20 protein-coding genes and 1 tRNA gene are annotated in these 25,557 nt (G+C 42.6%); 14 read left to right on the top strand and 7 right to left on the bottom strand.

The genetic code is table 11. From position 1 onward, the window contains the following. Positions 1-10: 10 nt before the first annotated feature. The 5 genes from ftsI to FTU12_RS08150 all read right to left on the bottom strand — a co-directional run bounded on the left by ftsI (position 11) and on the right by FTU12_RS08150 (position 5,563). Positions 11-1,837: a penicillin-binding protein PBP3 gene (gene ftsI, locus FTU12_RS08170; RefSeq protein ID WP_168378186.1), complete on the bottom strand. Its 1,827-nt coding sequence runs from the start codon at positions 1,835-1,837 to the stop codon at positions 11-13. Between the two features lie 12 nt (positions 1,838-1,849). Further along, positions 1,850-2,182, bottom strand: coding sequence for a cell division protein FtsL (ftsL, locus tag FTU12_RS08165; protein ID WP_078189390.1), 333 nt, complete (start codon positions 2,180-2,182; stop codon positions 1,850-1,852). Between the two features lie 10 nt (positions 2,183-2,192). Continuing rightward, positions 2,193-3,104 carry a 16S rRNA (cytosine(1402)-N(4))-methyltransferase RsmH gene (rsmH, locus tag FTU12_RS08160; protein WP_180008673.1) on the bottom strand — a complete coding sequence of 304 codons (912 nt, stop codon included), beginning with the start codon at positions 3,102-3,104 and terminating at the stop codon, positions 2,193-2,195. 185 nt (positions 3,105-3,289) lie between these two features. Beyond that, positions 3,290-4,306, bottom strand: coding sequence for a sulfate ABC transporter substrate-binding protein (locus FTU12_RS08155; RefSeq protein ID WP_180077121.1), 1,017 nt, complete (start codon positions 4,304-4,306; stop codon positions 3,290-3,292). Positions 4,307-4,555: 249 nt separating this feature from the next. Beyond that, positions 4,556-5,563, bottom strand: coding sequence for a sulfate ABC transporter substrate-binding protein (locus FTU12_RS08150; protein ID WP_180114139.1), 1,008 nt, complete (start codon positions 5,561-5,563; stop codon positions 4,556-4,558). 381 nt (positions 5,564-5,944) lie between these two features. Between FTU12_RS08150 and FTU12_RS08145 the strand changes: the two genes are divergently transcribed. The 4 genes from FTU12_RS08145 to FTU12_RS08130 all read left to right on the top strand — a co-directional run bounded on the left by FTU12_RS08145 (position 5,945) and on the right by FTU12_RS08130 (position 8,579). Next, on the top strand, positions 5,945-6,238 hold the full coding sequence (locus FTU12_RS08145) for a hypothetical protein (RefSeq protein ID WP_180106809.1): 294 nt from the start codon (positions 5,945-5,947) through the stop codon (positions 6,236-6,238). 169 nt (positions 6,239-6,407) lie between these two features. Next, complete coding sequence (gene gltX, locus FTU12_RS08140) at positions 6,408-7,916, top strand: glutamate--tRNA ligase (RefSeq protein WP_180024278.1); 1,509 nt, start codon at positions 6,408-6,410, stop codon at positions 7,914-7,916. A gap of 91 nt (positions 7,917-8,007) precedes the next feature. Next, positions 8,008-8,083 (top strand) — tRNA-Glu (locus FTU12_RS08135). Between the two features lie 154 nt (positions 8,084-8,237). Next, on the top strand, positions 8,238-8,579 hold the full coding sequence (locus FTU12_RS08130; protein ID WP_078189395.1) for a hypothetical protein: 342 nt from the start codon (positions 8,238-8,240) through the stop codon (positions 8,577-8,579). Between the two features lie 25 nt (positions 8,580-8,604). Here the strand turns inward: FTU12_RS08130 and FTU12_RS08125 are convergent, their stop codons facing one another. After that, positions 8,605-9,576 (bottom strand): cation diffusion facilitator family transporter, encoded by a 972-nt coding sequence (locus tag FTU12_RS08125; RefSeq protein ID WP_180114138.1) that lies wholly within the window; start codon positions 9,574-9,576, stop codon positions 8,605-8,607. Between the two features lie 354 nt (positions 9,577-9,930). Here FTU12_RS08125 and FTU12_RS08120 point away from each other — a divergent pair, with 354 nt between their 5' ends. Next, a complete protein-coding gene (locus FTU12_RS08120) occupies positions 9,931-10,341 on the top strand; it encodes an SEL1-like repeat protein (protein WP_180024277.1) in 411 nt (136 codons plus the stop codon). Positions 10,342-10,405: 64 nt separating this feature from the next. Here FTU12_RS08120 and ettA read toward each other — a convergent pair whose 3' ends face one another. Continuing rightward, positions 10,406-12,067, bottom strand: coding sequence for an energy-dependent translational throttle protein EttA (gene ettA, locus FTU12_RS08115; RefSeq protein WP_180073466.1), 1,662 nt, complete (start codon positions 12,065-12,067; stop codon positions 10,406-10,408). Between the two features lie 318 nt (positions 12,068-12,385). Here ettA and FTU12_RS08110 point away from each other — a divergent pair, with 318 nt between their 5' ends. From FTU12_RS08110 to FTU12_RS08070, 9 genes are all read left to right on the top strand, one after another. Next, positions 12,386-13,663 carry an O-acetylhomoserine aminocarboxypropyltransferase/cysteine synthase family protein gene (locus tag FTU12_RS08110; RefSeq protein WP_180114137.1) on the top strand — a complete coding sequence of 426 codons (1,278 nt, stop codon included), beginning with the start codon at positions 12,386-12,388 and terminating at the stop codon, positions 13,661-13,663. Between the two features lie 401 nt (positions 13,664-14,064). After that, positions 14,065-14,952, top strand: coding sequence for an SDR family NAD(P)-dependent oxidoreductase (locus tag FTU12_RS08105; RefSeq protein ID WP_180114136.1), 888 nt, complete (start codon positions 14,065-14,067; stop codon positions 14,950-14,952). Positions 14,953-15,055: 103 nt separating this feature from the next. Next, entirely contained in the window at positions 15,056-16,357 is a 1,302-nt protein-coding gene (locus FTU12_RS08100) for an NAD(P)/FAD-dependent oxidoreductase (protein WP_180021485.1), read from the top strand. A gap of 96 nt (positions 16,358-16,453) precedes the next feature. Beyond that, positions 16,454-17,236, top strand: coding sequence for a bifunctional phosphoribosyl-AMP cyclohydrolase/phosphoribosyl-ATP diphosphatase HisIE (gene hisIE / locus FTU12_RS08095; RefSeq protein WP_180026546.1), 783 nt, complete (start codon positions 16,454-16,456; stop codon positions 17,234-17,236). Positions 17,237-17,245: 9 nt separating this feature from the next. Then, the gene (locus FTU12_RS08090; protein WP_111884125.1) at positions 17,246-18,748 is read left to right on the top strand and encodes a UvrD-helicase domain-containing protein; all 1,503 of its coding nucleotides are present in this window, start codon (positions 17,246-17,248) and stop codon (positions 18,746-18,748) included. A gap of 46 nt (positions 18,749-18,794) precedes the next feature. Further along, the gene (locus tag FTU12_RS08085) at positions 18,795-20,198 is read left to right on the top strand and encodes an AAA family ATPase (protein ID WP_180021483.1); all 1,404 of its coding nucleotides are present in this window, start codon (positions 18,795-18,797) and stop codon (positions 20,196-20,198) included. Between the two features lie 343 nt (positions 20,199-20,541). Continuing rightward, the gene (locus tag FTU12_RS08080; protein WP_180114205.1) at positions 20,542-23,382 is read left to right on the top strand and encodes a monovalent cation/H+ antiporter subunit A; all 2,841 of its coding nucleotides are present in this window, start codon (positions 20,542-20,544) and stop codon (positions 23,380-23,382) included. A gap of 1 nt (position 23,383) precedes the next feature. Further along, on the top strand, positions 23,384-23,749 hold the full coding sequence (locus tag FTU12_RS08075) for a Na+/H+ antiporter subunit C (protein WP_078189407.1): 366 nt from the start codon (positions 23,384-23,386) through the stop codon (positions 23,747-23,749). Continuing rightward, positions 23,749-25,557, top strand: a complete 1,809-nt coding sequence (locus FTU12_RS08070; protein ID WP_180066124.1) for a monovalent cation/H+ antiporter subunit D — start codon at positions 23,749-23,751, stop codon at positions 25,555-25,557. The genes FTU12_RS08075 and FTU12_RS08070 overlap by 1 nt, the downstream gene beginning before the upstream one ends.

Below are 25,557 nucleotides of genomic sequence, written 5' to 3'. Positions count from 1 at the left end.
TCATCACCTATTACTGGATCTTAGGAGTGTCTAAAGGTTTATCTAAAGGTACGTTCATTAAACGTAAAGATTCTTGCATTACACGAGCAAAAACGGGTGCAGCCACCAGACCACCGTAATACTGACCTGTTGGGTTTTCCACCACAACAATCATGGCCAAACGTGGATCACTCACTGGTGCGACACCAGCAAAGAGTGCACGATATTCTGAAGTCGAATAGCCTTTACGGTCTGCACGTAATTTATGTGCTGTACCAGTTTTACCTGCCACGCGATAACCCGGAATATTGGCTTGACGTGCCGTACCACCCGGTAAGGTCACCGCTTCCATCATTAAAAGCACTTGATCAGCAATTTTAGGGTCAACCATCTGCTCACCTTTCGGCTTTTCCTCAAGCTTGTACAAGCTCAGTGGCATTTTGACGCCCTTGTTGGCAATCATGGCATATGCATCAGCCAGTTGGAGCACTGTAGCGTTCAAACCATAACCATAAGCCATGGTCGCTACTTCAGACACATTCCATTTACTCTTCGGCAAAATCAGACCAGCACTTTCACCGGGGAATTTCACCGCTGAACGTTGACCAAAGCCAAGACGTTGATAGAACGTTGGTAATGTTTCATAAGGGAGAGATAAAGCGATTTTTGCCACACCGACGTTAGACGATTTTTGAATAATGCCGCCCAAAGTCAGAGGACCATAGTTATGCGTGTCTCGAATAGTATGATTGCCAACGCGCATAGAACCCGGTGTAGTATTTACCACCGTATTTGCCGTGTATTTACCGCTTTCCAACGCCATTGCCACGGTCATTGGCTTCATGGTTGAACCCGGCTCAAAGGAGTCAATTGCACCACGGTTACGCATGGCATCTTTATTTAAGACACCTTTTTTATCATTTGGGTTGTAAGACGGCCAAGAGGTCATCGCTAAAATTTCACCCGTTTTGACATCGACAGCAATCGCTGTGGCAGAACGTGCATTATTGGCTACCCCGGCTGCAGTCAACTCACGATACATAATGTATTGCAAACGTGAATCAATACTCAGCGTGATATTTTCACCCGACTCAACTTCTTTCACGATCTCAGGGTCTTTAACGCGGTTGCCTTTTTTATCTCGGACAATTTGCTGCGCACCATCTACGCCTGCAAGACGTTCATTCAATTGCATCTCTAAACCTTCGATGCCCATACCCTCACTATTGGTTAAACCAATAATTTGTGAGTTTGGCTGAGGCTGTGGATAGTAGCGCTTATAGTTTTTCTCGGTATATACCCCCTGAAAGTCACGTTTCATGATCAATTCAGCTTGTTGTGGTGGCACTTCTTTCTTTAAAACTAAATAACGTGAACGTGGACGCTCATTCATTTTGCGTCTCAGTTCAGCACGATCCATCCCTACAGCATCAGCGAGTTCATCTAAATTCAGATTTTTATCTGGTAATTGACGTTTTAACTTACGATTGTTTGGATCTTTAGCCAATTCCGCCGTAATTTCTTCAAAGAGTTTTTTATTGTCAAAATAATCACGTGGATCGATCACGATTTTCATGATCGGAGTACTAATGGCTAAAGGAACGCCGTGACGGTCATAGATTACACCGCGCATGGCTTTTAAGGTTTCAGTTCTTAAAATTTTGGCATTGGCTTTATTTTGTAAAAAGTCTTTATTGATGATTTGTACATAAAAAGCCCGCCCGACCAATGCAATAAAGCACAGTAAAACCACCGCCCACATCAAGTGATAGCGCCACATCTCCACCGAAATGGCTGTACGACCAGTAACAGACTGCTGTTTTTTACGCGGAGTTTGTTTGTTTCTCTTTTCAACCATGTGACCGGCAGCCTATTTTTTCTGTTCTGGAGTTTGTGGCAATGAAATAACAACGGTTTGTGCAATAGGAGGCGAATACATCCGTAATTGGGTAACTGCACGTGTCCCAATTTGGGCTGTTGCACCAAAAGTTTGTTGTTCGATCAGCAAACGTCCCCATTCTGCGTTGAGGTCATCCCTTTCACGCATATAGGTACTCAATTGACGATAATCTTGGCGATATTCAAAGACTTGAAACACCACCATAATCGCACTCACAAAAACCAAGAGCAATAAAATGCCGTATGTAATGATTTTCTTTGACTGCGATTGATCAGAGTTTTTTTCGATTGCTTCGGTTTTCATTCTTTGCCTTTTAAGCTAAACGCTCTGCCACACGAAGCCAAGCACTACGAGATCGTGGATTGGCTTTAACTTCTTCTTCACTTGCTTTAATTCGTGACACTTTTTTTAAGCGGCGGGTATCTTCGCGTTTTTGTGGTAAACCCCAGCCTGTGTCTTCTGCAAGTGTAGATTCTTTTTGAATAAATTGTTTAATTAAACGATCCTCTAAAGAGTGGAAACTGATCACTGCAAGAGTGCCTTCAGGTTTCAGCATATCCACCGCTTGAGGTAAGAAGATATCAATATCGTCGAGTTCTTTGTTAATAGCAATACGAATTGCTTGGAAAGTTCGTGTCGCTGCATGTTTATTTTTTTCCCATTTCGGGTGGGCAACTTTCACGATTTCTGCCAATTGAGCTGTGGTTTCAATATACCCTGCCGCTTTAATCGCTTTGGCAATACGGCGGCTATAACGCTCTTCACCATATTTAAAAATAATATTGGCCAAATCTTCTTCTTCAATATCAACCAACCACTCTGCGGCTGTTGGACCTTGTGAATTGTCCATACGCATATCAAGTGGGCCATCTTTCATAAAGCTAAAGCCACGCTCTGCTTGGTCTAGCTGCGGAGATGACACCCCTAAATCCGCCATAATACCGTCGACCAAATCGATACCTCGACTACGCAGTTCTTCTTTTAAGTCTGCAAAACTGGCGTGAATAATTTTAAAACGCGCATCTTCTTGTTCTAATTCTGCGGCAACAGCCAATGCTTGCGGGTCTTTATCAAAGGCATAAACACGTGCATTTTCATCTAATTTAGACAGTAATAAACGCGTATGACCGCCACGCCCAAATGTGCCATCTACGAAAATTCCTGTATTGCGATCTGCCAGTAAAGCATCAACAGTTTCATGAAGTAATACAGAAATATGCGACATAAGGGTTCGTTCAACACAGCTAAAAATGTAACTGCACATTATTACCTTGTTTTAGCAAAGCTCCAAACGTCTTTTTGTACAGAAATATTACTTTCCATAGAGAAAACCGTTTTTATTTTTTGCCATCCATTAAAAAACCTCCCGAAGGAGGTCTTTGTACATCTCAAATCATAGATTTCGATGTATTAGCGCTTGTTATTATAGATCTGATCGAAGATCGCACCATTCACAAAATGTGTTTGTTGAGCTTTTGCCCAACCACCAAACACTTCATCAATGGTAAAGGTTTTTAATGGCGGGAACTGAGTTTTATATTTTGCTAAAACTGCTGCATTACGTGGACGGTAAAAATGACGAGCTGCCATCTCTTGACCTAATGGAGAATAAAGATAATTGATATAGCCTTGAGCTAACCATTTATTACCATTTTTTTCGACAGTTTTGTCCACGATCGCCACTGAAGGCTCAGTCAAAATCGACATCGATGGATATACGATATCAAATTTATTTTTACCCAAAGTTTTTTGAGTAACTAAAGCTTCGTTTTCCCAAGTCAATAACACATCACCAATACCACGTTCTGCAAATGTAGTCATCGATGCACGTGCCGCAGAGTCCATCACTTTTACGTTATGGTACATTTTACCCACGAAATCTTTGGCTTTCGCTTCATTACCACCCGGCTGTTTCAAAGCATAACCCCAAGCTGACAAGTAAACCCAACGTGGGAGACCGCCAGTTTTCGGGTTCGGGGTAATAATTTGTACACCCGGTTTGGTTAAATCAGACCAATCTTTAATATGTTTCGGGTTGCCCTTACGCACCATGAAGACAATCGTTGACGTATATGGCGCTGAGTTATGTGGAAACTCTTTTTGCCAACCCGGCTGAATCTGACCAGACTTCACAATTTCTTCGATGTCATTGGCCAAGGCCAAAGTCACGACATCACCTTTTAAACCGTCAACCACAGAACGGGCTTGTTTGCCTGAACCACCATGTGATTGTTTAAATGCGACCGTTTTACCGGTACGCTCTTTCCAATATGCACCAAATGACTTATTAAATTCGTCATAAAATTCACGCGTTGCATCATAAGAAACGTTTAAAAATTCACGATCAGCGGCCTGAGCAGACGCTGAGAAAGCAACACCAGTGGCAAGCAACGCAGCACTAAGCCACGCCTTAAATTGAGTTTTCATAACAGCCAGCATAAAGTTATATTCAATACTGCTAAATATATGAAATAAAGTCATAAATCGCAATTGCAGCGTGTTTAGACGTCTTGCTGGATACAGCTAACGCAGCGAATTTAATTGTTTGTTTTTCATATTAAAATACACAAAAACAATCTACTTATTCCCTATATATAGATTTTTATGCATTACATATGCAAAAAAACGGATAACCCCAATTATCCGTTTTTACACCAATCAACTTTATTTGCAGACTTACTCTTTATTATTTTCACTATAGATTTGATCGAAAATCGCACCATTCACAAAATGTGTCTTTTGCGCTTTAGCCCAACCTCCAAACACTTTATCAATGGTAAAGGTTTGAACTTTCGGGAATTGAGCAGCGTATTTTGCTGTGGCTTTTGCATCGCGAGGGCGGAAGAAATATTTACCTGCCAGCTCTTGGCCCTTAGGTGAATATAGATAGTTTAAATAACCCTTCGCCAAATTTCGATTACCATTTTTGTCGACGGTTTTATCTACTACAGCCACCGAAGGTTCAGCTAAAATCGAAATAGAAGGATAAACAATGTCATATTTATCTTTGCCTAGGCCCTGAGTCGCTAATAGTGCCTCATTTTCCCAAGACAATAAGACATCTCCAATGCCGCGCTCAGCAAAGGTCGTGAGTGAACCACGTGCGCCTGAATCCAAAACTTTGACATTGCTATAGAGTTTTTTCACCAATTCTTTGGCTTTGGCATCATTGCCACCCGGTTGTTTTAAAGCATATCCCCAAGCTGATAAATAGATCCAACGCGGTGCCCCACCTGTTTTTGGATTTGGCGTAATAATTTCAACGCCCGGTTTGGTCAGGTCATTCCAATCTTTAATTTTTTTCGGGTTGCCCTTACGCACCAAAAATACGATGGTTGAGGTATACGGAGCAGAATTATGTGGAAATTGTTTTTGCCAATTTTTATTGATTTGTCCGGTCGCCACAATTTCATCAATATCGTTGGCCAATGCCAAAGTGACAACGTCTGCTTGTAAACCCGTTGCTACGGCACGAGCTTGTTTGCCAGAGCCACCGTGAGATTGTTTAAAATTAATCTCTTGTCCTGTACGTTTTTTCCAATATTGTCCAAATTCTTGGTTATATTCCTGATAAAACTCACGTGTTGGGTCATATGAGACATTTAAGAAATCTTTTGCGGCATACACCTGTACCGCCACTCCACCCAACAAAGCGAAAATGCCCGATGCTATTATTTTTTTCATCTGCTCAAACTCAAATTGATCTTGAGAGCACTATATAAATCAAAAATAACTTTAACAATCAGCTATCTATAATATAAATTCAAATCTATTTCTTTTTTAAAGATATCTAAAAATAACGTATTTAAAGCTTTAATTCTGCTAATACAGCAACAATCAGAAGCAATCTCCATGCTATCTTCATAGTTGTTTGCTAAAACATCCGAAAATCTGGAGAAAACAGTCTATTTAGGTAATCCCAGTACAGACTTTTTTAGTTTTTTTGTAAAAATTGTGACGTAGTTCTACTTTTTAATTACGAAAGATGGTTAAATCGTAGTCTAAATATTAAAACTATTTTGCAAATAAAAAGTTCCATCACCAAAACTAGGGGGAGATTTGGACATGAAATTTTCATACGCACTATGCCTAGGCTTAAGTTTAAGCGTTACTGCACAGACTGGATTTTGTGCTGCAACCAGCACCGCATCGAATAACAAACTTACGATGCCTGCTGAACGTACCTCATTGATCGAAAAAGCGATTAATCAGCAAAAATCTGAAGGTAAAGGCCGTACAGACGATAATTTAAAAGTACTTACGTCTATTAAAGCTGCACCGACTCAAAGTTTCTTTGCATCACAAAACCAAAGTTTTTCTCGTTTTGTTCAAGCCATTTTTTCTGGTAGCAGCTCATAACGACATCAGCATACTCATGTCATCCAAGCTATTGTTTTAGACGAGTTCCCCTACTGTCGTCTAAAAAATACTTAAAAATGCCTGATCATTCAATGTTGAATTAAGCATTAAGTGATCAGGCTTTTTCGTTATAATAGATCCCAATTTACATTCTGATTAAAAGCTGATTATGACTGTTCGTACTCGTATCGCACCTTCTCCTACTGGTTTCCCGCATGTTGGGACTGCTTATATTGCATTGTTTAACTTATGTTTTGCGAAGCAACATGGCGGTGAATTTATTCTTCGTATTGAAGATACAGACCAACTGCGCTCTACCCCAGAATCTGAGAAAATGATTTTAGATTCATTGCGTTGGTTAGGTTTGAATTGGTCAGAAGGTCCAGATGTGGGTGGCCCTCATGCGCCATACCGTCAATCTGAACGTATGGACATTTATAAACAATATGCTTTGGAACTGGTTGAAAAAGGCCATGCATTCTACTGCTTCGCAACAGCAGAAGAACTCGATCAAATGCGTGCGGAACAACAAGCGCGTGGTGAATCACCGCGTTATGACGGTCGTGGCTTAAAACACACTCCAGAAGAAGTGGCACAGCGTTTGGCTGCTGGTGAACCGCATGTCATTCGTATGAAAGTACCTGAAGAAGGGATTTGTAAATTTAATGACTTACTGCGTGGTGAAGTCGAAATTCCTTGGGCGCAAGTTGACATGCAAATTCTACTGAAAACCGATGGTTTACCGACGTATCACTTGGCAAACGTGGTTGATGACCATTTAATGGAAATCACTCACGTGATTCGTGGTGAAGAATGGATTCCATCTGCGCCTAAACACCAATTATTGTACAAATATTTTGGTTGGGACATGCCTGTACTTTGCCACATGCCGCTGTTACGTAACCCAGATAAATCAAAACTGTCTAAACGCAAAAACCCAACCTCAATTAACTACTACAAAGACATCGGCGTTTTACCTGAAGCATTATTGAACTACTTAGGCCGTATGGGCTGGTCAATGCCGGATGAAAGTGAAAAATTCACTTTGGCTGAAATGATTGAACACTTTGACATTCAACGTGTATCACTAGGCGGTCCAATCTTTGATGTTGAAAAGCTAAACTGGTTAAATGGTCAATGGATTAAAGGTTTAACACCGGGTCAATTGCTCGATACCCTACTGGCTTGGAAATCAGATCGTAATACCTTGGAAGAAATTGCTGCTGCGATTCAACCGCGTATTAATTTATTGTCTGAAGCAGTGAATTGGGCAGGTTTTTATTTCAACCAATTCCCAACACTCAGCAAAGAACAGTTTGAAAGCAAAAAATTGACCGAAGAACAAGTTCGTCAAAGCCTTCAATTTGCCATTTGGCGTCTAGAAAGCATGTTCACTTGGAACAATGATACTGTCAGCCAAACGCTTATGGATTTGGCGAACCAAATGGATATTAAACTTCGTGACTTCATGCCAACCTTCTTTATTGCTATTGCAGGTTCAACATCTTCGACACCGGTTATGCAATCGATGGTAACCATTGGTCCTGATTTAACCTTTGCTCGCTTACGTCATGCGCTTGAAATTGTGGGCGGTCCGAGTAAAAAAGAAACAAAAGCATGGGAAAAACTCAATGAAAGCCTAAAACTGCCGAAAAATGATGCAGTTGATGAAGCTTAATTGATTTTTTAGTTGACGGATGGGCGTTATCCCCCTAATATAGCGCCCATACCGAGAGATGGTGTCAACCAACTCTAAGTTGCCTCAAATTGTCCCTATCGTCTAGAGGCCTAGGACATCGCCCTTTCACGGCGGTAACCGGGGTTCGAATCCCCGTAGGGACGCCATATTCAAGGTGATGCAAATCATCTTATAAAAAGCCCAAGCATTATGACTTGGGTTTTTTATTGCCTAAATTTTATCTGATTTAAATTTACGGTATTTTTGCTTTCTGCGTCATTCTGATTAAAATAAACCATAGATTAAAATTATGGAGTTGCAATGCAATACCGTTGTCCTAAATGTCAAAGCCCTAAAATTATGCCTCTTGCGCAAGCAGGCCAGCCTGTTGCTCGTCCTGTCGTGCCTAAAAGCCTGATTATCCTCATCCCTGCGGTATTTATTCTTTTACTGTTGGTGATTATCAGCATCGCAATGTGGATTTTTGGTGACGGTGCAGGCACTACATTACAAACTGCAACTGTTGTTGTATTTATTGCTTGCTTGATTGCTGGCTTCATGTTCTATCGCGACCTGCCAGATTTCAAAATTTCAATGCAAGGTTTTATGCAATCACAGAAAAAATGGAAATGCCGCGAATGTAATCATGAGTGGGAAATCTAAGCCGACCATTTAAATTACATCAGCATTAGTGCTGATGTGATTCATCATGAGAATGCGCGTGATCATCTTGATGATGCCCATGTGCATAATCAGAATTTTGGGTATGTTGGTGTACCACACATTCATCTTCTTCGATTTGTAATGTCATCTCCGTGATTCCATGTTCATGTTGCAACATTTCAATCGCCTCAAAATACAAGGCATTACGATCGGCTTCAGGTGCAAAGAGATGAACTGTCAAATGCACATTCTTTGATGTTATTGCCCAGACCTTTAACTGGTGAATACTCTCTACCCCATTGAGTGCCAATAAATCATTGCGTAACTTTTCTATGTCAATTTCTTCAGGCACGCCTTCTAATAAAATATTGATACTTTGTTTGAGTAAAATCCAAGTCCTTGGTAAAACCCAAAAGCCAATGAGCACCGCAATTAGTGTATCGACCCACATCCAGCCCGTAAAATAAATAATCGCTGCACCAATAATTACACCAACAGAACCTAGGGCATCACTCAACACTTCTAGATACGCCCCCTTCACATTCAAGCTTTCTTGTGAACTGGAAAATAAAATACGCATCGAGATTAAGTTAATGATCAAACCAATAACGGCGACCATCATCATGCCCATACTTTGAATTTCCGGCGGCGTTGAAAAGCGCTGATAGGCCTCATACAAGATATATATTGCAACTACAAATAACATCAAGGCATTAAACAAGGCAGCTAAAATCTCAAAACGCTGATAGCCAAAGGTGCGTTTGTTGTCAGCAGGAAGCTTGCCAATTTTGATCGCGACCAATGCTATGGCAAGGGCTGCGGCATCGGTGAACATATGTGCCGCATCTGACAATAGCGCCAAACTTTGCGTCATAAATCCAGCAATGACTTCAATAATCAAAAACGTTGTGGTCAGTGCTAAGGCAAAACTTAATTTTTTGACATTCCCTTCCGTCACAACGGCATGGCTGTGGTCATGCCCATGATGCTCACTCATTATTTTCTGACCTTTATAAATTATATATTCTTCAGTCTTGAGCTTAACAGGTGCAGTAAACGTAATAAAATTACATTATTCAACCTTCAGTACTACGTTTTACCTTCAAACTTTAAAACTGCTTTTTTCAGCATCTACTTTCAATTTATTAAAAATAATTTTTCGCGATCTAGATGACTGAAATCACTTATAAATATTTTTCAATACCTATTCACATATCATGACAAGCATGCTAATTTTCATCTTAAGTGTGATCTGTTTAAAACAATTAAATCATTCATCGCAGCGCACGAATGACTGCAATTAATATTTTTATTAATCAAGTGGTTATATTTAGAAACAAGGAGTTTAACAATGATGATACAAGCTCTGAAAAAAATCTATGCACTGTTGTCACAACAGATGAATCCAAAGTTGCAAGGAATGCATCTTTCGATTCCAGAAGCCGAAGGTGATTACGCCCAAGGGACTTATTTTGAAATTCTTGCGGCTCAACACCATCAAGACTTTCTCAGTCACCATACTATGGATTCAGCAGACCAATCCCCTACTGACTATCGCAATGCCATGTGGAATTTTTTAAGTGCCGCATTAAAAGGTCATAAAGATGCCCAATATCGCTTAGGTCTCGGTTATTTACGTGGAGAACTCGGCTTAGACCGCAATTATGAACTTGCAGAGCTTTGGCTCAGTAAAGCGGCTGCACAAGGCCATGAACAAGCAGACTACGTCTTACATCATGCCTATGAAGACATTGTCGTATAGTCATTGCATTCTAAGTAATAAAAAACCAGCCCGCAGGCTGGTTTTTTTATTTTAAAACTGGAACTTAGTTGCCAATTTTGCGGTATTTTTGACGCTTTGCAACAAGGTCATCACCATCACGTTTACGGCGGTATTCTTCAAATTCATGGTAGTTACCCGTGAAGAATTCAGGGGTTTCACCTTCAAATGACAAGATGTGCGTAGCAATACGGTCGAGGAACCAACGGTCATGCGAGATCACCATGACAGTACCTGGGAATACCAGAATGGCATCTTCAAGCGCACGTAAAGTTTCAATATCCAAGTCGTTTGACGGTTCATCGAGTAAGATGACGTTTGCACCCATTTGCAGGATTTTCGCAAGTTGTAAACGGTTACGTTCACCACCTGACAATTGACCTACACGTTTTTGCTGATCTTGACCTTTGAAGTTAAAGCGACCGATATACGCACGAGATGCGATTTCGTATTCACCAATTTTCAAGATATCTAAACCGCCAGAAACTTCTTCCCAAACAGTTTTGTTGTCATCTAAGGTGTCACGAATCTGACCAACATAAGCCACTTTAACAGACTCACCCAGTGTAACTGTACCTGTATCTGGTTGTTGTTCGCCTGTCATCATACGGAACAATGTGGTTTTACCCGCACCGTTCTCACCCACGATACCCACAATGGCACAAGGTGGTACAACGAATGATAAGTCTTTATAAAGTGTACGGTCACCAAAGGATTTACTAATACCTTCAACTTCTACAACTTTATTACCTAGACGTGGACCAGGTGGAATATAGATTTCAGACGTTTCATTACGCTGTTGGAATTCGCGTGAGTTAAGCTCTTCAAAACGCTCCATACGCGCTTTGTTTTTCTTTTGCTGACCTTTAGCATTTGAACGAACCCATTCAAGCTCTTTTTTCAATGCTTTAGCAAAAGATTCTTCTTGCTTTTGTTCTTGCTCTAAACGGGCATTTTTCTGCTCTAACCAAGAAGAATAGTTGCCTTGGTATGGAATCCCCATGCCGCGGTCAAGCTCAAGAATCCACTCTGCCACATTATCCAAGAAGTAACGGTCATGGGTAATCGCAACGATCGTACCTGGGAAGTCTTTCAAGAAACGTTCCAACCATGATACTGATGAAGCATCCAAATGGTTCGTTGGCTCATCTAGAAGCAGCATGTCTGGTTTAGACAATAACAAACGGCAAAGTGCAACACGACGGCGCTCACCACCAGACAACTTAGATACATCTGCATCCCAAGCTGGAAGGTTCAACGCTGCAGCAGCCTGATCCATTTGGTTCACAATATTATGTGCATCCCATGAATGGATAATGGCTTCTAACTTCTCTTGTTCTTTCGCAAGTGCATCAAAATCAGCATCTTCTGCTGCATATTCTGCAAACACTTCATCAAGACGCGCCAAAGCATCTAACGGTTCACGTAAACCGTCTTCAACGTTACCGCGAACGTCTTTGCTTTCATCCAATGGCGGCTCTTGTTCAAGGTAACCAATTTTGATACCCGGTTGAGCACGTGCTTCACCTGAGAAATCTTTATCTACGCCCGCCATAATACGAAGCAAGGTAGATTTACCTGCACCGTTTAGACCAAGCACACCAATTTTTGCGCCTGGGAAAAATGATAAAGAGATGTCTTTCAGGATTTCGCGCTTAGGCGGAACCATCTTCGACACACGGTTCATCGTGTAAATATATTGGGCCACTTAGGACTCCTCAATAGTCAAAACATATACGGAACAACACAAAGTTGCCCCTGCTCAATTGAGCGAAAAAATAATCGGCTATTATACGCATAAAGTCGTGAAAAAATAAGGTTTCGCACACGCCTTCAATGCATTGTTACAAGTTTAATGGCGAACAAAATTTAAACATGCGTTTTTAAGCATGATTTCGCTCATCTTTAGCTGAAAATTTTTCAACAATATGAATAATTATGATATTAATTTTAAAAATAAAGCACTTTTATTCATATATATAAGTGATAGACTGTTTAAAAACTAGCTCTCTTAGATGAAGTAATCATGACATATAAAGACGAAACTTTAGCAATTCACGCGGGGTATACACCGGAGCCAACCACCAAAGCGGTTGCGGTGCCGATTTATCAAACCACCTCATATTCCTTTGATAACACACAGCATGGTGCTGATTTATTTGACTTAAAAGTTCAGGGTAATATTTATACCCGCATCATGAATCCAACCACAGCGGTACTTGAACAGCGTGTTGCAGCGCTCGAAGGCGGTATTGGCGCTTTGGCCTTAGCCTCTGGTATGGCAGCCATTACATATGCGATTCAAACTATTGCTGAAGCAGGCGACAATATCGCTTCAGTTTCGACCCTATATGGCGGCACATATAATCTGTTTGCCCACACCCTGCCGAAACAAGGCATTGAAGTTCGCTTCTTTGATTATCAAAACCCCGAAGCGCTGCGTAGCCTCATCGATGACAAAACCAAGTTGGTCTTTGTCGAATCTATTGGTAACCCATTGGGCAATATTATTGACCTCGAAGCAATTTCGAAAATTGCGCATGAGTTTGGCATACCTGTGGTGGTCGACAATACCGTTGCTACTCCTGTCCTGCAAAAATCATTTGAATTTGGTGCCGACATTGTGGTGCATTCATTGACCAAATATATTGGTGGTCATGGTAATTCGATCGGCGGCATCATCGTCGATAGCGGCAAGTTCCCTTGGGGCAAATATCCTGAACGCTTTAAATCACTGAATACCGCTGATCCAAGCTACCACGGGGTGAATTATGTCGAAGCCTTAGGTGAAGCAGCCTACATTGCTCGTGCGCGCGTGGTACCACTGCGTAATACGGGCGCTGCGATCAGCCCGCACAATGTGTTTTTGATCTTACAAGGTTTGGAAACCTTAAGCCTGCGCATGGAACGTCATACTGAAAATGCGCAAAAAGTGGCTGAATATTTACAAGCACACCCAAAAGTAAAATGGGTTAACTACGCTGGCCTAAAAGACCACCCACAACATGCTTTGGCGCAAAAATATGTCAAAGGCAAACCATCTGCGATTCTTTCATTCGGCGTTCAAGATGGCCTTGCAGGTGGCACACGTTTCATCGATGCCTTGCAGTTGTTTACTCGCCTTGTGAATATTGGTGATGCCAAAAGTTTAGCCTGCCATCCTGCGACCACGACACATCGTCAGCTCAATAAAGATGAACTCAAAGCAGCGGGGGTCAGCATTGATATGGTTCGTTTATCGATTGGGATCGAACATGCGGATGACTTGATTGCCGACTTAGAGCAAGCCTTAGCTGCTGTTTAAAGCATAATTGCACAATCCACAGGTCTTATTTTTAAGGCCTGTTTTTATTTCCATTTCATTTAAATAACCACTCCCACATAATCCGCCTTCCAACTTTGGGCATCTATGGCCCTGCTTCTATATTTATTTACAATTTTATTTATCTTGAAAATCGACTTTTTTAGGTTGCAACGATGTTGATAAAAGCACTTCTCTTTCACATATTTATGTGTTAAAAATTGAGTAAATAGGGATTTTAATTTAGAGTAAAAACTCTAAATATTATTTTATTATCAATTACTTATCATATGGATTTTTTTAAATAAAACGCTATCATACCGCTGACTTAAAACAGCCCTGCACATAGCGTTGTCGGGCCGATAAATGAATACAATAAAACTGATTTAACAGGGAACCTCATCGTGAATTCAAGACTTGAGAAACGTTTCGTTGACCGTGTCAACGGTAAGACCATTTTAATCACCGGTGCATCAAGTGGTATCGGTTTAACCACAGCGCATCGCCTTGCCAACGCAGGCGCACATGTTCTACTGGTTGCACGTACCAAAGAAACCCTCGATGCCGTAAAAGCTGAAATTGAAGCCACTGGCGGTAAAGCCGATGTTTTCCCATGTGACCTCAATGATATGGACTCCATTGATGCTGTGGCACAACAAATCCTCGCTTCCGTCGATCATATTGATATCTTAATTAATAACGCTGGCCGTTCTATTCGTCGTGCCGTACATGAATCAACCGATCGTTTCCATGATTTTGAACGTACTATGCAGTTGAACTATTTTGGCGCGGTACGTTTGGTGATGAATTTACTGCCGAAAATGATGATTCGTCGTGAAGGTCATATCATCAACATCAGCTCGATTGGTGTATTGGCCAATGCAACGCGCTTCTCTGCATATGTTGCATCTAAAGCCGCATTAGATGCTTTTAGCCGTTGCCTGAGCGCTGAAGTTCACTCACATAATATTTCCATCACGTCGGTCTACATGCCATTGGTGCGCACGCCAATGATCGCCCCAACCAAAATATATAAATACGTTCCAACGCTTTCTCCAGAACAAGCAACTGACCTGATTGCCTATGCCATCGTGAAACGTCCGAAAAAAGTGGCAACCAATTTGGGCCGTCTGGCTTCGATCACCTACTCCATTGCACCTGACATTAATAACAAACTCATGTCGATTGGTTATAACTTGTTCCCAAGTTCTTCAGCGTCTATTGGTAAGCAAGAAAAACTCAATTGGGTACAAAAAGCATATGCTCGCCTATTCCCTGGTGAACACTGGTAAGACCTGATTCCCCCCTAAAAAAGCCCTTTAGAGGGCTTTTTTTATTGGGTTTTATGCGGCAACTTTGCTACATTGGGCTGAGATAATATCAACTTTTATAACAATGAAAACTCAAAACATTGCCATCATCGGTGCGGGTACTGCGGGATTGGCTGCTGCAGCAATGCTTGCTGCTCAAGGCCATCAGATCTGCTTATATGAAAAAGTCTCACAACTTGAACCTGTGGGTGCAGGATTATTATTACAACCTGCCGGACTGGCAGTTTTCGAACATTTAGGCATTTTGGAACATGCCTTAAGCCTAGGTGCTGTGGTAACCGGTCTTGAAGGTCAACTGGCTGGCGGCGACTTGCTGATTAACAGTCATTATCGACAAGCCGATGACCGTTCATATGGACTCGGCATTCACCGTGCCACACTCTGTCATGTCCTCGCATCCAAAGTCCATGAGTATCCTCAACACGTTGAGTGGTGCATGGCGCATGAGGTGCATGAACTTCAAGAATCCAGTGACGGTATAAACGTGATTGGGCAATCCACAGATCAAACCTTTCAACGTCAATTTGATCTCGTGCTGATCGCCAATGGTGCACGCAGCCATTTACGCCCTAAAGCATGGGAAAAGCTCAACCAAGCCTATCCTTGGGGTGCAAAGTGGATTATCGTGCCTGAATGCGAAGTGCTCAATCCACAAATCTTGCATCAGTTCTATGACCGTTCCAATATCATGATGGGTGTGATGCCAACAGGAGCAATTCCAACACAGCCTGAACAGCGACTTTCGAGCATTTTCTGGAGCTTACCTACAGCAGATTTAGCGGGATTCTTAAAAACCAAGAGCGCGCAGCAGCAATGGCTGCTTGAGGTTTCAAAACGCTGGCCTAGTGTTGCAGAATGGTTAGCGCATGTGATTCCACATCCTGATGATCCGCAACAATGGCTGTCTGCCAACTATCGTGATGTGGTGCTGAGCAAACTCGGTGAAGGCCGTATCGGCATCTTAGGAGATGCGGCTCATGCCATGAGTCCACAGCTTGGTCAAGGCGCCAATATGGCGCTGCTCGATGCATGGGCCATCAGTCAGGCCCTACTTCAACATCAACAGGATTCCTCACTGCAAAACCTCTGGCAGCAGTATCATCAACTGCGGTTGCCGTCCGTGCGGTTTTACCAATTTTTTAGCCGCCTGCTGACTCCTTTTTATCAATCACATCATCGCTGGACAGCGCCGCTGCGTGATATTTCATTTCGTTCCATGTATCAGCTGCCGTTTTTCCGCAAAGAAATGGCCATCACGATTTCTGGCTTAAAAACAGGTGCATTTGGGCAAATGAATTATGCCGACATTGCCCGCAAGCCTGCAGATGATTCTGCAGCTGAACTGCGCAATTTAAAATTTGATTAAGAATTAACTCCCCATCATTCTCTTGATGGCTTACACTATGATGCTGCTCAAATGCTGCGGCATTTATTTTTTGATTTTTGAATTGGTGAAATCCTCATGAACAACCTGCAATGGCTCGATGAAGTAAAATTTAACGAACAAGGCTTAGTGCCTGCTATTGCACAGCATCATCAAAGTGGGCGCGTATTGATGGTGGCATGGATGAACCGTGAAGCGTTGGCGCAAACTGCAGAAAAAAATCAAGCGGTGTACTTTTCACGTTCACGCAATAAGTTATGGCATAAAGGTGAAGAATCTGGCCATTTCCAAACCGTACATGAAATCCGTTTGGACTGTGATGCTGACGTGATTGTGCTACAAATTGAACAGCATGGCGGCATTGCCTGCCATACCGGCCGTGAGTCATGCTTCTACCGCAAGCTTACTGCCAATGGCTGGGAAATTGTCGATGCGCAATTGAAAGATCCTGCTGCAATTTATGGTGTAAAATCAGCAAATCCGCATACCCTTGCGATGAACGCATCCAATGCGCAATCTGAGCAAGTCGAAGTACTCGACTACTTAGGTAAAATGATGGCTGAACGCAAACAAGCTGATCCTGAGTCCTCTTATGTGGCAAAGCTTTACCATAAAGGCCTGAATAAAATTTTAGAAAAAATCGGTGAAGAAAGTGTTGAAACCATCATTGCCGCTAAAGATTTCAAAATCGAAGCCAATGAAGACAACAAAAACGATTTGATTTACGAAGTAGCAGACCTTTGGTTCCATACCATTGTGATGTTGGGTTATTTCGATATTGATCCTCAATTGGTACTTAACGAACTCGCTCGTCGTCAAGGCCTTTCCGGTTTGGTTGAAAAAGCCAACCGTCAGCACTAAGACGCAACCGTGCCAGATCTTAAAAAACCGACCGCGACCTATGAGCAGGCCACCGCCATAGATAACGCACGTCTTGGTAAATCATTTAAAGTGATTGCCTATGCTGGCACAGGTAAAACAACCACACTGCAAATGATCAGTGATGCCATGCCTCAGCGGCGTGGCATGTACTTGGCCTTTAACAAAGCCATTGCCACCGAAGCACAGAATCGTTTTCATCAAAATGTCGACTGTCGAACCTTCCACTCATTGGCTTATCGTAGTGTTCCACGTGGAGTGACTGACAAACTACGTCTACCACGTTTAAGTCCGAGTTTTATTGCCAAAGAATATCGACTAGAACCGATCACCTTACGTCGTATGATGGGCGGTCGTTATGAAAAATATGTACTCATGCCTTCGCGTTTGGCGAGTCTAGTAGCAAATGCTGTTAGTTATTTCTGTTCGACCAGTTCACAGTACCCTGCCCCACGACATCTCCAAGCACCGAGTTGGCTGCATCCTGACGATATCGAAAGCTTACAAAAGCATTTATATCCTGCCATTGAACGTCGTTGGTTAGAGTCGATTGATCCGAACCATGCAGCAGGGATTGGACACGATATTTATTTAAAACTTTGGGCTTTGTCTGAACCGAATATTCCTGCGGATTATGTGCTGTTCGATGAAGCTCAAGATGCTGACCCGCTAATGCTAGGGATTTTACTGAAACAGCGGAATACCCAAGTCATCTATGTTGGCGATGCGCATCAACAAATTTATGCATGGCGTGGTGCAGTCAATGCCATGCAGCAACTCCCATTACCTGAATCACGTTTAACCACGTCTTTCCGTTTTGGTGAAGAAATTGCCTTGAACGCCAATGCTCTGCTGGGCGCATTGAATGAAACCGTACCGTTATTGGGTAATCCACAACTCAACTCTAAAGTGGTTAATAAGCCTCATACCAAGATGCGCGATGCCATTTTATGTCGTACTAATGCACGCGCGATGGAACTGTTATTGGCGGGTTTGGTTAAGGGCGAAAAGGTCAGCCTGCAAGCAGATCATGCGCGACTCAATCGTTTTGTCGATGCAGCAGCCATGCTCAAGCAAGGCAAACGCGTAGTCGATGTCCCAGAGCTTGCGTGGTTTAACTCATGGCATGATGTGCATGAATATTGTGAAACCAATGACGGCAGCGATATTAAACCGCTAGTGAAGTTGGTCGATGACCACGGTACTGACCCACTGAAAAAGGCGCTGGCAAAAATCACCCCGATTGATCAAGCCGACTACATCATCTCCACCGCCCATAAAGCCAAAGGTTTAGAATGGGATCGGGTACATATTGAAGATGACTACCAATTTAAGCTCAACGATAAAGATTATAAAATTAGTGACGAAGAGTTACGGTTACTTTACGTGGCCTGCACACGTGCTAAAGTAAGTTTAAATATCCATCATATTTATGACTTGATGCAGCATTTAAAACGTCAAATGCCCAAATCTTTGGCGCAAGCGGTCAGCTAGTATGATGAAAAAGGTGAATAAACAATAAATCAGTAAAAGGTGCACCATGAAAATACAATCGATTCAACTCAAGCACACCCTTCATTTTACTGATATCACCCTCAATTTTAATTACCACGATCTGCCGATTACCTTAATTTTGGGTGATCAAAGTTCTGGAAAAACCTCCCTACTACGCTTTAGTTATCAGGCCCTCACTTGGTTCGCTGCACGTTATAAAGATTTACGCACCGCAGGCGTGGTAATGCTCGATCAAGACATCATGTTAAATCGCTTGCAATCGAAACTTGATATTCAAGTCAGTTTTCCCGAAGACATTGGCTCATTTCAGCTTTCAAGTGATCAACAAGACCAAGACCCACAATGTTGTTCATGGCAATTGTACAAAACCTTAAACAGTCAAGGCGTCGGCCTCAGTAAGGCCGAAACACAGCAATTAGAATCGATGGTTGCGCTGTATCAAAAAGCCCTCAAAGCTGATCCGTTACAAGGGTTGCCACTCATTGCCTATTACCCTGCTGAACGTTTCGTCAACGATGTGAATATTCTCAATAAAAATAATCCTGCTATTTTTCAGCCTTCGCATGCTTATGAAATATCGGCCATTCCCTTTACCACGTTTATTCGTTTTTTTGAGTGGTTTCGAGAAATATCCGACATTGAAAATGCGCAAAGTGCCGAATTAATTCAAAATTTATTACATCCTAAAACCCAAGCCGATATACCCAACGCATCAGACACGCCTCTTTTTGGGCATAAACTAGCACAAGCTCAGGCCGACCTACACGCGCCATCACTCAGATCATTAAAACAAGCTTTAGAGACCGTGTTGCCCGATGTGAGTAATATTTATCTGCAATATCACCCCAAATTACAGTTAATGGTCTGCTATCAAGGCAAAGACATGTTATTTCAACAGCTATCGAATAGTGTGCGCAACCTTGTGGCCTTAATTGGTGATATTGTACGTCGCCTGTGTCTACTCAATCCTCATAGCTTATATCCTTGCCAAGAAGGTGACGGGATTTTATTGATCGACACCATAGACCACCAACTCGATCAAAATATGACTCAAGTGATTTTGACCCGTTTAAATCAAGCGTTTCCACGACTCCAAATCATTGCCAGCGGCAACCGTCCTGAACTAATGGAACAGGCTTCTCGCTTTCAGTGCTTACAATTACAGAATAAAAAGCTCAGTGAGATTCAGCCTGAAAAACTACAAGAAACCTATGATCAAATTTATCAGCAGTTGCAACTCGGATCTAAACCATCGCTTCCACCTAAAACTGAAGAGACTGAATTAAATGAGCCGCTAAACAATCCGGATACCATCCAGCACATGTTGCAATTAATTCAGACACAACTGACCGAGCAACAGCAACAAGAATTGGTAAGGGCTTTATCACAGCGAGGTGATCAGGACGTTACTATCCAACCGCTGAGTTAAAAATACTGAGGTTGATTTACTGAGTGTAATCCATAGCCTTTATGTTTAAATATTCAGCAACAAGGCCGCAATAGATGTCTAGACAGTTTCGTCAGGCGTATAATGTGTAAGTGGGTCATAAAAAAGATTGATGTTGTTTTACGCATGTAATATGATCGGTTTTATTTGCAATTTTCATAGTAACATCGGAAATTGCTATCGCTTCACGAGTTGCGCAACACAGCTTGTTTTTAATTTTTTTTGACACACATGGCTTTCAAGATTGAATTTTTGGACTGCTCTTTGCTGTCCTGTAATCCTTGAAAGATGAAATACACCTAGGTTTCACCGCCTAATCATGACAATGGATACGAGTGTGCTACCGATTATTATATTGTTACCGTTAATACTAGGCACAACACTTGTCTCGTGGTTGAAGCAATTCTCTCGCGGGGTAACAGCTTTAGGGGCGATTGGCGTCAGCCTCAGCAGTTTAGTTTTATTATTGAGTCAGGCCCCAGATGTCTTTAATGGCAAAACCATCATTCAAACTTGGCCGTGGCTCACTCAAGTTGGCATTGATTTCAGTTTCCGTCTCGATGCACTGGGCTTGTTGTTTTCCCTGCTCATTACGGGGATCGGCACCTTAATTTATATCTATGCCTACTATTATTTAAGTCCAAAGAATTCGCTCAGTAAACTGTATGTTTTATTGATGCTATTCATGGCTGCCATGCTCGGCATTTCATTGTCTAATAATTTAATTTTATTACTTATTTTTTGGGAACTCACCAGTATTTCATCTTTCCTTTTGGTCGGTTATTGGAGCAATTACGACGCAGCTCAGCGTGGCTCTCGAATGGCTTTGACCATTACAGGCATGGGTGGTCTATGTATGTTGGGTGGTTTTGTTCTGCTGGCGCAAATCACAGGCACCTATCAGATTGATCAAATCCTGACGATGGGTAGCCAAATTCAGCAGCATCCGCTTTTTGTGCCCACACTGCTATTAATTTTAATGGGGGCATTTACCAAAAGTGCGCAGTTCCCTTTCCATTTTTGGTTGCCAAATGCCATGGCGGCACCGACCCCCGTCTCGGCTTATCTACACTCTGCCACGATGGTAAAAGCCGGAATTTTCCTGCTTGCGCGCTTATTGCCGATCTTTGCAGGCGCGGCGTTGTACCACAACTTGGTCACCTTTATTGGCTTATTTACCTTATGTATGGCGGCCTTCTTTGCCATTTTCAAAGAAGATTTAAAAGGGCTGTTAGCCTATTCCACCATCAGTCATTTAGGTCTGATTGTTTGCTTACTCGGGATCGGCTCTCCCCTCGCAGTTTCCGCTGCCATTTTCCATATCATTAACCATGCGACCTTCAAAGCAGCCTTGTTTATGATCGCGGGGATTATTGACCACGAATCAGGCACACGTGATTTACGAAAACTCTCTGGTTTATGGCAATTACTTCCGTTTACAGCAACGCTGACCATGATCACTGCGGCCTCTATGGCAGGCGTCCCATTAACCAATGGTTTCCTTTCTAAAGAGATGTTCTTTACTGAACTATTAGCCAACCTGACTGGGCCAGTGATGATCGTGTCAGCCATCATTGCCACCTTTGCCGGTATCTTTGCTGTCGCGTATTCGGTACGTTTGGTTCATGGGGTATTTTTTGATGGTCCATTAGGGAAAGAAGTTCCCAATAAAGAAGCGCATGAACCACCGTTTGGCATGCGTGCTCCTGCGACCTTACTGGCTGCTCTATGTATTTTAGTTGGACTCTTCCCTGCATTATTGGTTGAGCATATAGTCAACAGCACAGCACGTGCGAGTATTCAAAACCCTACGTTTGAAGGTACACATTTAGCGATTTGGCATGGCTTAAATGCCCCCCTTTTGATGAGCGTGATTGCACTCTTGGGTGGTTTAGTTTTCTATTTCGCATTGGCGAAGGGCGGCAAATTACGCCGGATCGACTTAGATCCACTTTTGGGTCGATTACAAGGTAAAGTGCTGTTCGACTTATTTTTAAAGCATCTATTACTCAGCTCAAGAAAGTTCCGTCGCTTTACTGAAAATGGCAAATTACAAAGCTATTTATTATGGATTTTGATCTTTAGTGTGGCCATCGTCATCGTTCCATTTTGGCTGCAAGGCATCGGCACAGGCAGCCGTGAACTGGTACATGCACCAATCATCGCAATCGTTCTGTGGCTATTATTATTCTCTGCATGTTGGATGATGCTTTGGTTCCACCATGAACGGATTAAAGCCGTCCTCATCAGTGGTGCAGTCGGTCTGGTTGTGACTATGGTGTTTATCTGTTTCTCCGCTCCAGATTTGGCGCTCACGCAGATTACTGTTGACGTGGTGACCACCGTGCTCTTACTCATGAGCTTATCATTATTACCACAGCTCACACCTTATGAGTCGAGTGTGTCTCGTCGTTGGCGAGATGCAATAATTGCGATTATTGCAGGTTTAGGGATCGCATGGATTTCATGGCTGATCATGACCCGCGATCATAATTCCATCTCATGGTTCTTTATGCAGCAATCCATCCCACTTGGTGGTGGTACCAATGTGGTCAACGTGATCTTGGTCGACTTCCGTGGCTTCGATACCTTTGGTGAAATTACCGTACTGGGAATTGCCGCAATTGGTACGCTGTGCATGATGGATGGTATGCGTGCTCATGGTACCACCATTACGCAAGGTCTGACCTATCGTTTTAATCCGTCACCACTGATGTTCCGTATTACATCATCATGGATTTTGCCTTTAGCACTCGTCATCAGCTTATATATTTTCCTACGGGGTCATAATTTACCAGGCGGTGGCTTTATTGCAGGCTTAATTACCTCTTTAGCCTTAGTGATTCAATATATTGCGCTCGGCCAAGACCGTGCTGAACAACTGATTGGTGCAAAATCAGGTCGCTTATATGAAGTTTGGATTGGTATTGGTTTAACCATTGCGGGGCTGACAGGTATCGCGGCTTGGCTATGGGGGCGTCCATTCCTGACCAGTGCTCATATCTATGTATCGCCACCCATTTTAGGTGAAATGCACCTTGCCTCCGCTGCCCTCTTCGACACAGGTGTCTACATCACCGTTGTGGGCGCGACGATGTTAATGATTTCCGTCTTAGGCGACTCGCGTCACTCGAGTATGTCTGGTCCAGTTCCAAGAGGCGAATAAGATGATTAGTTTAGAATTTTTACTCGCTTCAGCCATTGGCTTACTGACTGCAACAGGGGTCTACCTGATTTTGCGGGCACGTACCTTTCCTGTCGTACTGGGTTTAGCCATGATTGGCTATGCCGTGAACTTATTTTTATTTGTCATGGGGCGTATTCATGTCAACGCACCTGCCGTGTTAACTGAAACCACCAAAGCGACCGATCCTTTACCACAAGCCTTGGTCCTGACAGCCATTGTGATTGGCTTTGCGACCACTGCCTTTATCGTACAATTGGCTCTGCGTAGCCGCTATGAAACTGGAACAGATCATGTGGACTCCAAAGAAGAAATACCGCAAATTGACCCGCGGGAGGATGAGCCATAATGCATGACTTCATCCAATTTTGGACTACGCATAGCCCGATTTTCAGTATTTTAATTCCTGCAATTACTGCATTTATTTTAGTCCTGCTGGGCAACCCCGGTTCTGGCTCGTTGGCGCATGACTGGCGACAACCTTGGCGTCGCGGAATCAGTTATGTCTCTGGTATCCTCGGACTGATCACATCCATCAGTTATTTGATGATTGCCAGCTCTGGTCAAGTTTTGGTTTATAACTTGAGTGAATGGGCCGCACCATTCGGCATCGTTTTAGTCTTAGATCGACTCTCTGCTTTCATGTTGGTGCTAACCTATGGACTTGCTGTGCCAGTGATGTGGTTTGCTAGCAAAGAATGGGACGAACGTGGTCGTTATTTCCATGCCATGTGCCATTTCTTACTGATGGGTTTGTGTGGTGCGTTCCTGACAGGCGATTTATTTAACCTGTTTGTGTTCTTTGAAATCCTGCTGATGGCATCGTATGTTTTGCTCTTACATGGTCAAGGCAAAGCACGTTTTCAGCTTGGTATTCATTACGTCACCATTAACCTATTTGCCTCTGCCCTCTTCCTGATTGGACTCGGGATGATTTACGGCAGTGTAGGTAGCTTAAATATGGCTGATGTTGCACGACTTATGCCTTTGCTTGAAGCGGATCAACATCGTATTGCTGTGGCTGGTGCATTGTTACTGTTCACTGTCTTTGGCATCAAAGCTGCAATGCTGCCTGTAGGGTTCTGGTTACCAAAGACCTATGCTGTGGCAACCACGCCTGTCGCAGCCTTATTCACTATCATGACCAAGGTCGGCATCTATGCCATTCTCCGTGTCAATGGTACTGTGTTTGACGATGGGATTAGCCGTGAAATCTTACAACAGTGGTTGTTACCGATTGGCTTAGTAACCTCGCTCTATGGTGCCTATAGTGCTATCGGAACGGATCGCTTACGTCGTTTTGTCGGTTTTATGATTTTGTCTTCTATCGGGACAATATTGGTTGCGATTTCACTCTTTAATACGGATGCATGGGCTGCGGGGCTTTATTACCTGATTCACAGTACCATCATTGGTGCAGCTTTTTATATTCTCTCGGGTTGGATTACCTCACAACGTGGCGAATTTAAAGATCATTTTAAAATTGCGCCCCGTATGAAACAGCATAATACCGTTGCTGTTTGCTATTTCATCATTGCGTTGATGATGGCTGGTCTACCGCCATTTAGTGGATTTTTGGGTAAAGTATTTCTCTTGCAAGCAACGGCCAATTCACCTTACCAAATTATGATTATTTTGATCGTATTGTTGGTGAGTTTACTCAGTATTATCGCATTCACTCGAGTTGGTTTTGTGCTTTTCTGGCGTTCATCTCGCCCAGAAGATGATATTGATACTGAAGAATATCAGCGTTATCAGGCTTTGCCGAATAAGGCACCGCTTCGTAATGACAAAACCATTTATCTGCTGTTAACAGCGCTTGTGGGATATATGGTTTTTGCTGCACCGATCTATGACTATACCTACAAAACTGCGCAGCAAATTCAAGACAATCCATTATATGAATCATTGCTGCTAAAAAAGGATGAAAAAGGTCAAATCATCAGTGTTCAACCTTATGATCCTGAAAATTTACCTGAAACTAAATATGGTGGTGAATCAGCCGATCCAAATGCACACCTCATTCCTGCATTGATTGCACCTGAAACGCTACATGGCGAGCATATTTCTGAGTATAAGCAACGCCAAATTCAGGGACAGCAACAAGAAGAAAAACTACCTGAAGAGACCCAACTAAAACCGATGGAGGCACCTTAA

It is taken from the genome of Acinetobacter sp. YH12063, assembly GCF_013419715.1.
Taxonomy (GTDB): Bacteria; Pseudomonadota; Gammaproteobacteria; order Pseudomonadales; family Moraxellaceae; genus Acinetobacter; species Acinetobacter amyesii.
This window is presented reverse-complemented; position numbering and strand designations above follow the sequence as displayed.